This window comes from Pontibacter ummariensis, assembly GCF_900188175.1.
GTDB lineage: Bacteria > Bacteroidota > Bacteroidia > Cytophagales > Hymenobacteraceae > Pontibacter > Pontibacter ummariensis.
This window is the reverse complement of the sequence record NZ_FZOQ01000021.1, coordinates 66,568-79,625: the sequence shown is the minus strand read 5'-3', so window position 1 is coordinate 79,625 and position 13,058 is coordinate 66,568. Positions and strand designations below refer to the sequence as shown.

The 13,058-nt window shown below is 41.2% G+C and carries 10 protein-coding genes; 8 read left to right on the top strand and 2 right to left on the bottom strand.

Features of this window, described 5'->3' with window-relative positions:
• The first annotated feature begins 249 nt into the window (after positions 1–249).
• The 8 genes from CHB92_RS19320 (at position 250) to CHB92_RS19285 (ending at position 11,450) form a co-directional block, all read left to right on the top strand.
• Positions 250–2,553 (top strand): Piwi domain-containing protein, encoded by a 2,304-nt coding sequence (locus CHB92_RS19320; RefSeq protein WP_089320882.1) that lies wholly within the window; start codon positions 250–252, stop codon positions 2,551–2,553.
• The gene (locus CHB92_RS19315) at positions 2,541–3,413 is read left to right on the top strand and encodes a hypothetical protein (protein ID WP_106219175.1); all 873 of its coding nucleotides are present in this window, start codon (positions 2,541–2,543) and stop codon (positions 3,411–3,413) included. The genes CHB92_RS19320 and CHB92_RS19315 overlap by 13 nt, the downstream gene beginning before the upstream one ends.
• Before the next feature lie 348 nt (positions 3,414–3,761).
• Positions 3,762–5,054, top strand: a complete 1,293-nt coding sequence (locus tag CHB92_RS19310) for a hypothetical protein (RefSeq protein ID WP_089320880.1) — start codon at positions 3,762–3,764, stop codon at positions 5,052–5,054.
• A 204-nt stretch (positions 5,055–5,258) separates the two neighbouring features.
• Positions 5,259–8,516, top strand: coding sequence for a type ISP restriction/modification enzyme (locus tag CHB92_RS19305; protein ID WP_089320879.1), 3,258 nt, complete (start codon positions 5,259–5,261; stop codon positions 8,514–8,516).
• Between the two features lie 101 nt (positions 8,517–8,617).
• Complete coding sequence (locus CHB92_RS19300) at positions 8,618–8,968, top strand: toxin (RefSeq protein WP_089320878.1); 351 nt, start codon at positions 8,618–8,620, stop codon at positions 8,966–8,968.
• Positions 8,969–8,977: 9 nt separating this feature from the next.
• A complete protein-coding gene (locus CHB92_RS19295; RefSeq protein WP_089320877.1) occupies positions 8,978–9,985 on the top strand; it encodes a type II toxin-antitoxin system antitoxin SocA domain-containing protein in 1,008 nt (335 codons plus the stop codon).
• 56 nt (positions 9,986–10,041) lie between these two features.
• Positions 10,042–10,551, top strand: coding sequence for a hypothetical protein (locus CHB92_RS19290; RefSeq protein WP_089320876.1), 510 nt, complete (start codon positions 10,042–10,044; stop codon positions 10,549–10,551).
• Positions 10,551–11,450 carry a ComEC/Rec2 family competence protein gene (locus CHB92_RS19285; protein WP_089320875.1) on the top strand — a complete coding sequence of 300 codons (900 nt, stop codon included), beginning with the start codon at positions 10,551–10,553 and terminating at the stop codon, positions 11,448–11,450. Before CHB92_RS19290 ends, CHB92_RS19285 begins: the two co-directional genes overlap by 1 nt.
• A gap of 653 nt (positions 11,451–12,103) precedes the next feature.
• Here the strand turns inward: CHB92_RS19285 and CHB92_RS26320 are convergent.
• Positions 12,104–12,238, bottom strand: coding sequence for a hypothetical protein (locus CHB92_RS26320; RefSeq protein ID WP_258179109.1), 135 nt, complete (start codon positions 12,236–12,238; stop codon positions 12,104–12,106).
• Positions 12,235–12,960, bottom strand: a complete 726-nt coding sequence (locus CHB92_RS19280) for a DUF6088 family protein (protein ID WP_144266347.1) — start codon at positions 12,958–12,960, stop codon at positions 12,235–12,237. The genes CHB92_RS26320 and CHB92_RS19280 overlap by 4 nt, the downstream gene beginning before the upstream one ends.
• Positions 12,961–13,058 lie beyond the last annotated feature (98 nt).

The following is a 13,058-nucleotide window of genomic DNA, read 5'->3' as shown; positions in this document are numbered from 1 at the left end:
AAGAGAGCTGTCATCTACAAGTAGTGCTTAGGCTGCACCATCACCATGTACAGTTGAATGGTCTTATGAAGGTATGGCAAAGTAGATATTGGCAACACACATGCAAACGTGCAACAGTTAGCTTTGATGCCGTTTGCCATTTCCAAGACTCATCCAACATAACAAAGTTATTCAGCAATGTGATGAACAAGTTATATATTGTGGTTATTATATGGTTAAGCAAAAACTGTTAGGTCCTAAAGAATAGCTATGCAGATAAACTTCTTTCCAATACAAATACCCTTTGATCAGTTTCACATTAATACAGAGCCATTTTCAAAGGAAAGATTAGATGAATTAAGGGATAAATTCAATAGTACACACTCTTTTTTTAGGAACGGAGATAATATTTATATCTCAAATAAAGAAGGTGAAGATGGTATTGAAATTGGTTCACCTGTAACCAGAGATGTATTTGGGGATGAAAAAATAACTTCAGCTTTAATCAAGCACATTTTCTTTAGGACTTTTAAAGACAGATTTCCCGGCTATATACCAGTTGACTTTTACCCTTTTAGATTTTTTTCTAGAAAGGATAAAGATGATGTTATTTACAGTTTACTGCCTGATTATTTAAAGAATAAAGTTGCCTATAAAAAATTAATAGAAGTTCAATTAAGGAAATGTGTACTAGGTAACCAGGTCAGATTTGGCTTTACAATAAATATCAAACGAAATTGGATATTCAATAAAACATGTAAAGAGCTTGCTTCTGAGGGTTTTGACATCACAGGACTAGAGGTTCTTAGGAGTGACTATTTACCAGGCTTGAAAGGAGTTTTAGCACCTGATGAAGAGCTAATTGGCACTGTTAAGAAAGTAGAGGGTGAACATGCTTTGGTAGATACAAATGAAGGTGAGCAGCTACACGATTTATCACATCTTAGCATCCGGAAGACGAAGTATAATATCGGCGCATATTTATCATACACTTTATCAGAACAAAAGAGCAATCAGATATTGGCTTTTATTGAAAGTAAAAGACATGAGCTTTACAATGCGGAACATCTGCGAAATGAAATATTAAGCATCGCAGGGGTTTTATTCACAGATAAAAACAGTGATGGTGAAACTGTTCCTCTGCTATTTAAAAACAAAGATGGTTTCTGTTTTACTGTTGACAACAGAATGTATTCTGCTTCTAACAGTATAGAATTGAAGACTCCTGCGTTCATATTTGATTATGCAGCCACCAAAACAGATAGCCGAAGTGCGGATTCGGGGCTAACAAATTTTGGTCCCTATGACTCAATAACTTTTGAACCTAAAACTCCATTAGTGCTGTGTATAGGTAGAAAAGAAAACAGAGGTAAATTTACCTCCTTCTTGGCTAACCTGATTGATGGTTTACCAAATTCTAAATATTTCAAAAAGGGGCTTCACAAGAAATATGAATTTCAGCATATAAATAAAATTATCGAAGATATAAATTCAGATGATGTTGATGAGTATTTAAGAGTAATCAAAGACATTGATAAAAAGCCTGATCTGGCAATTATAGAGATACCAAGTAAGTTTAAGAGGTATCCTGATAGCACTAACCCTTATTATAGAATCAAAGCAAAATTACTTCTATTGGAAGTACCTGCTCAGTTCGTCACTTCTGAAGTTATTGCTAATCACAATGAATACATATTAAACTCTATTGCGCTACAAATTTATGCTAAACTAGGTGGTACGCCTTGGGTTTTGCCCTCAAGTCGTTCAGTAGATAGAGAAATTATTGTAGGAGTTGGCCATAGTTGGGTTAGAGAGAATGCTTTCAAAGGTGCTGCCCAAGATCGTATAGTAGGCATTACTACATTTATGTCTAGTGATGGTCAATACTTATTAAGTGATAAGGCTAAAGAAGTACAATATGCCGATTACTTTAAAGAACTTCTGAGAAGTTTAAAGAACTCTTTTGAAAGGTTGGAGAAAGAATTTGGTTGGACTGAAGGAGATACAATAAGGCTCATATTCCACATTTTTAAACCAATTAAAAATGTAGAGTATGAGGTTGTAAGTGAATTAATAAGGCAGTTTTCTCAATATAAGATTCAATTTGCTTTTGTTACAATAGGTAAAACACATCCTTTTAAAATATTCGACATCAATCAGAGAGGTGTACCGAAATATTATGGTTCAACAGAATTGAAAGGCCATCTTATACCTGAAAGGGGAACAAACATTTTCTTAGATTCTACTACAGCCTTGGTTCAGATGCTTGGTGCACATGAGTTAAAAACTGATAAACATGGCATAAGCAGTCCTATCCAAATTAGGATTAGAACTCCTGAAGGAAATTTTAATACAGATATTGAACAGTTCCTATTTACAGATCTCGGATATGTAGTACAGCAGCTGTTTTCTTTCACCTATATTTCATGGCGGAGTTTTTTACCTGGAGAACATCCAGCAACCATGTTGTATTCAACATTGATTGCTAAACTGTTGAGTAAGATGAGAAATGTACAGGGATGGGATGCTGATAGCTTGAACTTTAAATTAAAGAGGAAGAAGTGGTTTCTTTAGAAGAGAGAATGGAGTATGTGTCTCGGATACAGAATAATCCTAAACTCAAGGCATTTTATGATTTGTTATTTTTGAGAAAAAGTTCATTTCTGTGTCCTGATGAGCCAAATGAAATAGATCAAACATATTTCGGAGTTGTACAAGCCATTCTTGATAATAATGAGGCTAGCTTTGACTACTATTTTAAAAGATTAAGTAAACGTATTCCCAACAAAGATGCACCAGCTCCATTTATCCATAACGACCTATTAATCTTCTCTCTCATTCTTGGAGTAGTTAAATTCAAAGCAGATAGAAGGTGGATGCATGATGTTGTCGCAGTTCGAAATCGAACAGGCGTGACTATTACTTTTCAAAATATTCTTAATGATGATTATTATAGTAATAGTAACTCATTAGGCTTAGTTGTGGCGTTTTTATCCATCATAAATACTCAATTGCTTACAGATGATTTTCTGAATAGAGCGTATTCATCAATCGTTGAACAGGACAATATTTTTGGAGATAGAAATGACCTTACAATAATTACTTCGCTTAAAGCTTTTGATACTGTAATAGCACTAAAGAGTAAAGGAAACAGCCACAGGTTACAAGTGCTTGATAAGTTCGCTGGCACCTTTTTGAAGAGGATAAGCCTCATCAGTACTGTCCTATATAATTTAATAATACTTTTACTAGTATGGTTCCTATATAAGTTACTTAAATCCTATCCGGAGATACAGGATCAAGTGAATACATTAGCTCTCATTTTTGGAGTAGTGGGAATAAGTATTCTTAACTTAATTTCATCTTTTAAAAATATATTTAAAAGACTCCTGCTATATGCATTTGGCTATCCCAAAGAGTTAGATAGTACATAAGGTGCAGTCTTTTTAAAAATCATTGAGTGAAATGGAGTGAGTGTCTCTTTTCCATAAAAGGCTGCTTACTTAGTAAGTAGGTATAGTTGTTATAGAGGCCTCCCAAAATTAGGACAGCTTTAGCTAAATCTTAGCAATTAATTTTCTTTTAGTACATTAAACTGCCCGTTCCTCTATTTTAAAATGATCCGGTTTTTCGGAGGGAGGTCAAGGTATCTGCTCCTGATCAGGAAGAGGAAAGGTACAGTTCAGCAAAATCAATTCTTTAATATATCTTATATTTTAATTTCGCTTATTCGGCTATGAATGGAATAAGCTCAATATTTTAGATAATTAGGTACAATAAAAATGAGAGACTTTTCAATAGACCTTTATTCTGAGAAAATACATTCCTCTAAAACGAAAGAATATTTTGAGGAGGTTATCAGGTCATATTATAACGACAGCTACAGATCTGCAGTGGTAATGTTATATTCTATAGCTATTGCTGATTTAGTTTATAAAATTGAGGAGTTGAAAGACTTGTATAATGACTCAAGTGCTATAGAAATTTTAGATGAAATTACAGATCTACAAAAGAAGAATCCTAGGTCACCTGATTGGGAGAGTAAACTAATTGAACTGGTAAAGCAAAAAACTAACTTACTTGAACCCTCAGACTATCTGAATTTAATAACTCTTCAACAGCACAGACACCTTTGTGCACATCCAGTTTTAACACAAAACTTTGAACTTTATCGGCCAAATAAGGAGACAACACGTTCTCATATACGAAACACCTTAGAAGGTATCTTAACTAAACCAGCCTTTCTATCAAGAAAAATTTTTGATGATTTATTGCAAGAGTTAGTTGCCGTAAAGACTTTGATTCATAATCAGCCACAATTAGAAAAGCACCTAAATACTAAATACTTCGACAAATTATCGCCCTCCGCTATACAAAAAATATTTAAGTCATTGTGGAGAATTACTTTTAAAACAGATGATAAGCATTGTAATGAAAACAGAGAAATCAATCTTGAAGCTTTAAGTATTCTTCTAAAGAAGAACTATGAATTGTTAAACAAGTCAATTTCATCTGAAAAAGACTATTACAGTGATATTAATACTAATTATTTGTATCAGCTGATTTCTCTTCTTAACAGATATCCCGAAATTTATAATCAATTAAATGATAGCATCAAGATACTAGCAAATAATATTATTGAGAAAGATGCTGACCTTGTTTCATTTTCTATATTCTTAACTGGGGACATAGATAAACATGTAGATAAAATTTTAGATATGAATTTAGGTTGGGGTAGTTCCTATAATAAAACCCATATCTATACGGAAAGTATATTGGCAGTATTCGAGCGTGCACTAAGTGAAGGTAAAAGAGATCTAGCCTATAGCTTTTTGATTGATATGTTCGGGAAAAGCGATCAATATGCTATTGCAGATGATCGTTTTGATAATATCATATACCCAAATTTGAAAAATTTCAATAAAAAGGAGGTGAAGAAAATTGTCGATGAGGTAAATAATAATTCCCAAATATACGGTAGAAGAAAGGCAACAGATAATAATTACCTCATTCGACAAAGGGTTAATGAATTATACACAAAATTCGACTTTGTCAAATACCCAAACTTTAAATAGTGTGCTTAACCCTATATGTAGTCTTGTGTAAAGTAACGCTGGTACGTGCCGATTCAGCTGCCTCTCTATATTTATAAGCAGGAGTCCTTTTACTACAGGGCTTCTGCTTTTATATTTTGAATAGGTATATTTGATCTTAAGTATTTCCTTTAAACCTATTCTTGTTTTTCACCCTTTGCAGCCTCACCAGCTGCCTTCAGACCCATGCAAACAAACGCCACCGCCGCCTACTTCGCTGCTTTGCAGCAACGCTATAAACTCGGCAACGCCACCGAACACACCTACCGCGGCGACCTGCAACAGCTCATCGAAAGTATAAACCCCGAGGTGCAGGCCACCAACGAGCCCAAACGCCAGGCCTGCGGCGCCCCTGATTACATCATCACCCGAAACGATATTCCGCTGGGCTTTATCGAGGCCAAAGACCTGCACATAGACCTAAGCAAGACCGAGAAATCAGATCAGATGAAGCGCTACCTCGGCTCTTTGCAAAACCTGATCTTAACCGATTATCTGGAGTTCCGGCTGTTTCGGGACGGGCAGAAAGTGGATACCGTGCGCATTGCCAAACTGGAAAACGGGCAACTGGTGGCGCAGACACAGGAGTGGGAGCGGTTCGAGAATTTGCTGCGCGATTTCTGCACGCACGTGAGCCAGACCATCCGCTCGGCACAAAAACTGGCAAGTATGATGGCAGGCAAAGCGCGCCTGATGCAAAACGTGCTGCAGCAGGCGCTTGAGGCCGACGTGAAAGCCACCGAAGCCGAAAACCAAAGTATAGGCTATACTTCTGAAACAGGTCTGTACCAGCAGTACCTTGCGTTTAAGGAGGTGCTGCTGCACGACATCACGCCTGCCGACTTTGCCGACATCTACGCCCAGAGCATTGCCTACGGCATGTTTGCCGCCCGCCTCCACGACCCCACGCTACCCACGTTTAGCCGCCAGGAGGCTGCCAGCCTGATTCCGCAGACTAACCCCTTTCTGCGCAAGCTGTTCCAGTACATTGCCGGCTATGACCTGGACCAGCGCTTGGCCTGGATCGTAGATGCCCTGGCCGATGTGTTCCGGGCGACCGATGTGGCGGCCATACTCAAGAACTTCGGTAAAAGCACCCAGACTCACGACCCGATTATCCACTTCTATGAAACCTTTCTGAGCGAGTATAATCCGGCCCTGCGCAAGAGCCGTGGCGTGTGGTATACGCCCGAGCCGGTGGTAAATTTTATTGTGCGTGCTGTGGATGATATCCTGAAAACGGAGTTTAATCTGAAAGACGGCCTGGCCAGCACTGAAACCACTGAGATAGAAGTAGCCACCCAGCTAACCGACAAGCGCACCAAAGACAATGTAAAAAAGGCAAAGCAAACCGTGCACCGCGTGCAGGTGCTGGACCCTGCCACGGGCACCGGCACTTTTCTGGCCGAGGTAGTGAAGCACGTATACCAGCAGTTTGAGGGGCAGGAGGGCATTTGGAGCCAGTACGTGGAGAAGAACCTGCTGCCGCGCCTCAACGGCTTTGAGATACTGATGGCCAGCTACGCCATGTGCCACCTGAAACTAGACCTGCTGCTGGCCGAAACCGGCTATAAGCCCCTGAATCCGCGCCGCTTCAAGGTGTACCTCACCAACTCTTTAGAAGAGGCCACCACCAACCAGCTCAACCTGTTCACGCAGTGGCTCAGCAACGAAGCCGCCGAAGCCAACGCCATCAAACGCGAAACACCCGTGATGGTCGTGCTCGGCAACCCGCCGTATAGTGTTAGCAGCAGCAACAAAGGGGAGTGGATTCAGAATTTGATTGCGGATTATAAAGTTGGGCTGAAAGAACGGAAAATTAATCTGGATGATGATTACATTAAGTTCATCCGGTACGCCGAACACTACATTGAGAAAACGGGGCAGGGAATTGTAGCGATGATCACGAACAATTCCTTCATAGACGGCATCACACACCGCCAGATGCGCAAGCATTTGCTCGAAACCTTCGATAAAATTTATGTGCTGGACTTACACGGAAGCGCTAAGAAAAATGAAGTCGCTCCGGACGGAAGCAAAGATGAGAACGTGTTCGATATTCAGCAGGGAGTTTCGATTTCGCTTTTTGTGAAGACTGAAGGAAAACCTAATAAATATGCTGATTTATATTTTGCAGAATTGTTCGGAAACAGGAACCTGAAGTATCGTGGGTTAGCAGAAAATTCAGTCGGAAGTATAAAGTGGAATCATCTGACTCTGGAAGAACCAAGTTTGTTCTTTGTGCCTAAAAATTTTGAGCTGTTAGACGAGTATAGACAAGGCTTTGGTGTAACTGAGATTCTAACGAAGTACAATTCTGGTGTGCAGACAAAAAGAGATGCACTAACTATAAATTTCGATTTACCTTCTATAGAGAAGAAAATTGCTGACTTTAAGACTTTTGATGTAGATGCTCTACGCAAGAAGTATAATTTGCCAGATGATGGTAGAGATTGGAGAATCGAATGGGCAAAGAATGATGTGATAAATAATCAGCCTAGAACTATAAAGATTTTTTACCGCCCTTTTGACAATAGATACACCATGCATTCTGGCAAGTCTAAAGGATTTATCGCATATCCCAGAGAGCCATACACCGGGTATTTAAACTATAATGAGAATATCAGTTTGGTGCTTTGTCGACAATTAAGCACGTTTGATTTCCAACATTGTTTCGTATCAAATATAATCTCAGATCTTAACTCTGTTTCTTTACAAACCAAAGAACAGTCGTATCAATTCCCGCTCTACCTATATCCTGAAAACAAAGAGCAGACGAAGTTAGAAGGTATGGAGGCGGAGCGGCAGCCGAACCTGGATGCGAAGCTGGTGGCAAAGTTTGCCAAATGTATAAACCTGCGTTTCGTGCCTGAGAAAGAAGGAGAGGGCCGCGTGTGTTTTGCTGATAGCCCTGAACTGCGCGACGATTTCAAAGATACCTTCGCCCCGCTAGACCTGCTCGATTACATTTACGCCGTGCTGCACGCGCCCAGCTACCGCAGCAAGTATAAGGAGTTCCTGAAAATAGATTTCCCGCGGATCCCGTACCCAACCTCAGCGGAACAATTTTGGCAACTGGTGGCGCTGGGAGGAGAACTTCGCCAACTGCACCTGTTGGAGCATCCAGCCCTCAAAAAGCTCATCACCAGATATCCAGAGAGCGGCAGCAACGCGGTGGAAAAACCGAGGTTCGAACCGGCTCCGGATGGTGATAAGGGGCGCGTCTATATAAGCAACTCACAGTACTTCGATGGTGTGCCCAAGGTGGCGTGGGAATTCTACATAGGGGGGTATCAGCCTGCCCAGAAATGGCTGAAGGACCGAAAGGGCCGTGAGCTCCAGATAGAGGACGTGATGCACTACCAGCGGATGATAGTTGCCTTAAGCAAGACAGCAGAGCTGATGCAGACTATAGATAGAGTACTTCTAAAAGAAAGCTTATAGTCTTATTTTAAACTTTATAGTTATTATTAACCTGCTAATTAAATATTATTAAACTATAAAGTTGAAATTTGAAACAATGTTACATATTTTTGCGTTATCAAATGGCAAGCAGGGATGAAGTAAAGAGTTTTCTTGATGACTTCAAGGTCAAAATGAGCGTCTTCAGCATACTCTTCCGCGATGAGCGGCCCAAGAACTCACAGGATTTGCTGAACCTGGAGATTACCCCTGCATCCAGGACCGAGACAATAAAAAACCTGGAGGTGGAAGACTACTGTGAGGGCCCACTGGATGACAGGCTCTTCGGAATAGCCAGCATGTGGGTGTTCGGCAAGAACATCAAGAAGCAGGAAGTATACATCAAGATTTCCATGGGGAGGCCAAACTCCAAAGTGATCTGCATCTCATTTCACAAGGCAGCCCACCCCATGCATTACCCTTTTAAAAAATAAACAAGAGCGATGGAAAGCCCAATAACAGGCAAGGAAATGAAGCTGGCCATGGAGCCAACGGTGCTGTCGTTCCGCAAGGAGAAGTTCGAGGTAATGTACCACTATTATCTGTGTGAGGATAGCGGGGAGCAGTTCACAGACGAACTGCTGGACACCATGAATCTGAACCAGGTGTACAACCAGTACAGGGAAAAGTATGGCATCCCCTTTCCGGATGAAATAAAGGCTATTCGGGAGCAGTATGGGGCACCAGCCAGTAAAATGTCCCTAATATTAGGCTTTGGAGCCAACCAGTACAGGCTATACGAGGCGGGCGAGGTTCCGTCCGTGGCTAACGGGAGGTTGATACTGGCGATCAAAGAACCTGATGACTTTATCAAGCAGGTACGGGCAAGCGAGCACATGCTAGACCCAAAAGAGGCGGCAAAGCTTATCCAGAGAGCCGAGAAGATCATCGAAGCACGTCAAAAGAATCTGTGGAATATGCTTTTGGCAGAGCGAATCTTCAGAAATGAGAATCCCAACGCGTTCTCTGGCTATAGGAGGCCAGACTTTGAGCGTATAGCGCAACTCATCAGCTTTTTCTCGGACGGCAAGAATGACATTAACAAGACTAAGCTCAACAAGCTGCTGTTCTACGCAGACTTTGGTTATTTTAAAAAAGCAGGGGTATCCATGACTGGCATCACCTACAGGGCAATCCCGCTGGGGCCGGTGCCCGCTGAGTACGATAAGCTTTATATGAAGCTTGTGGATGATGGTCTGATTCAAATAACGTCTAAGTTGATCAAAGACTACTATGCTGATGTGTTTCAGGGATTGCAAGATTTTGATGCCTCCCTGTTCACTCCGCTGGAGCTAGAAGTGCTTGAGGCAGTTAAGAAGAACCTTTGCCCTTTATCCACTAAGAAAATCGTGGACCTTAGCCATGAAGAGAGCGCATGGCTTCAGAACCATGAAAAAAGAGAAACAATTAGCTATCAAAAGTTTGCCTTTGAGCTAAAGCACTTTAGCTGATCACCCGTCAACTGTATGTTCTGAAAAACAAAGGCAGTTGTAACAATTATGGTTTTATGAACGAGCTCATAAGCAAGATATCATCCTATAACATATTCAATTTTCTGTTCCCTGGGGCTTTATTTGCAGTACTGGCAGATAAGCTGACTAGGCTGTCCCTTCTACAAGAAGACATGTTGATAGGTGCTTTTGTGTATTACTTTATAGGGTTAGTCATAAGTAGATTTGGTTCGCTAGTAATAGAGCCTGTTCTAAAGAATATTAAATTTTTGGAGTTCTCCGACTATCGAGATTATATCTCTGCCTCAGAAAGAGATCAAAAGATTGAGCTGTGCTTAGAAGTTAGTAACACCTACAGAACCATAACTTCAATGTTCATCATTCTCGGGTTAGTCATGGCTTATTTGGAGTTTGAGTCAAAGCTTCATTGGCTTGAGCAAAACAGGATTCATTTACTGATCATGGCACTGCTGGTGATGTTCGCATTTTCCTATCGTAAGCAGTCTGTTTATTTAAGTAAGCGAGTTGAGGCAAACAAGCACGACAAGTCAAAAATCAATAAATAATGGTTATTATAAAATCCTTCTCAGCCGGTAACGGAGACATGTTTTACATAAAGCATGGATCGAGCAACTTTACAATTATTGACTGCTGCTTATCTGATGAAAACAAAAAAGAAATTGTCGAAGAAATTATAACAGAGAAGAAATATAAAGATATCACCAGGTTTATATCAACTCACCCTGATGAGGATCATATCCAAATGCTTGATTACCTAGATGATGAAATAGGTATCCAAAACTTTTACTGTGGTAAAAACGAGACAACAAAATCAAAAGAAACACCTGGTTTCAAAAGGTATTGTGAATTACGAGATTCTTCGAAAGCCTTCTATATTCAAAAGGGATCTTCGAGGAAATGGATGAATCAAGATGGAAAAGATAGCAAAGGCAAAAACATTGGAAGCTCTGGGAATAATATTCTGTGGCCAGACGTCAGTGACAAGGATTATAAAGAGGCATTAGAAAAGGCTAAAAACGGGGAAAGTCCTAACAATATCTCATGCATTATAAAGTACAGCATGAAAGGTGGAGTCACTGCGATATGGATGGGTGACTTGGAAAAGGACTTTATGGAGAAAATAAAAGACAAAGTTTCTTTACCAAAGGTGAATATCCTATTTGCTCCCCACCATGGAAGAAAAAGCGGGAAGATTCCTCAGGAATGGCTTGAGGCTATGGATCCAGATGTGATAATAAAGGGAGAGGCTAATTCTAAAGATTCTGATTATGCTTCATACCCTGACCACAATAAGATTCATCAAAACAGAGCCAAGGATATCATCATGGAATGTGAGGAAGGCAAAATACACTTCTATGTCTCCAATGAGAACTATTGTGTGGACTTTCTGAAGAATGAAAACAAGAGCAGCTTTAACTACTATATAGGAAGCTTAGATGTTTGATAGGCTAAGGGTCTAATTCTTCTACTTTACAGCAGCCCAGTTTTTTGGAGGGAGGTCACAGTACAGGATCTGTAGAGGGAAAGGATAGGCGAAGTCAGGAAGCAAAGCAACATTAAGCAACAAGGCCCTTGCTTGATGTTGCTTCTGAGTAAGATGGTCCTGCAGCACCGCTTGACCAAACCGAAATCAGTACCTCTGGGACATTCTCCACTTGGCTGCAGTTTTCTACACTCCGTTGCGCCTTATATTAGTTCATTGCATACTCTGCACCCTGTGGCAATCTGTTGCACCACGTTGCGACATGTTGAATTTACTGCAACTTATGGCAACTTTCTGTAGTGGTTTGCAACCAGAGCCCCAACACAAACTGCAAGTGTACAGTACTTACAGTTTGTGTTGGAGCCAGAATGGTGGTCAGTCGCACGGATTGATTACACAAAGATCTGGTAAGTCAGATTTATACAGTTTTGAGGGTATATAGATCAATCCCCTTTCTTATGCTTATGTGGTTTTAGTGATGGTGTGTTTTTGGGAGTTTCCTTATTATCTCGTTGACGCCTGTCTGGTTTTCCCGTTGAATCAGCAATTCTTTTTGGTCCTGGTTTGATCCCCATGATATACTTCTTTTTAAGGTTAAATTTTATTGCTACAATTTAATATTTTTCTAAATATTCTACTAAAAGCGTCACCCAGTTGTCCTTCTCCACATACACATCCCTGATCTGCAGGGCCTCTGCCGTGGCCGTGATGGCGTCCCGGAACACCTCCGGGTTTTGGTGCAGGTTCATATGATATTCCAGTCTCTTCTGTTGGACAAAATGCTCTCGCTAATGCCCAGTTTGTATTTTGTCAGCGGGTTGAGCGACTGCCTTAGCCTGTCCGCCTCCTGTGCATAGCCCAGCAGCTCCAGCAGGGCTCCCAGCAGGGCACGGGTAGCGGGGTTGTAGTCCAGCGCCAGCTCCATGAGCCGATCCATGTCCCCTTCGGCTAATTTTCTGATATACTCCAGCAGCTTGAGGATCGTCTTTTCGCTGTTGCGGTCCGGGATCTTCTTGTAACCGCGCAGTGCATCCAGGACTTGAAGCTTGTCAATGTCTGACTCCTTGAAGTGGGTGGGGCTCTGAACATAACGGATCTTGGTTTTCCCGACATTCGCCACCCGGCGTTGATTGCGGGTCATCAGCGTCACCTCCTGGGGAACCTGCGTGGTCAGGCCCAGCTGGTTGTAAAGCCCCAAACCGCTCTCGTACCCTTTGACTTTGCCCTTGGAGGTGCTCAGGCTCTTGATAATCTCTTTTTCAGATGGTTTTACTTTTCCGAAAACAGTTTCCTTTGGCTTATAGTAGCGGCCTTTTGTCAACCGGTTGATGACACCCTGCTTGGCCAGACGGCTGAGCGCCGCCGCCAGGGCCTCCAGCTGGCTGTCGTTTACCTGGAAATCAGCGTAAGTCAACAGCTGCCCGGGCTGGGCCTGCTCAATTCTTTCCCGGACTTGCTGCATAATGCTCATATTCTGCTTCTTCTGTAGCGTATAAACACATTCAAAGATAAGCATTAGCCTTTTGATTTGTCAAGTTTTTTCGTTATTAAACTTGACAAGTTACGCTT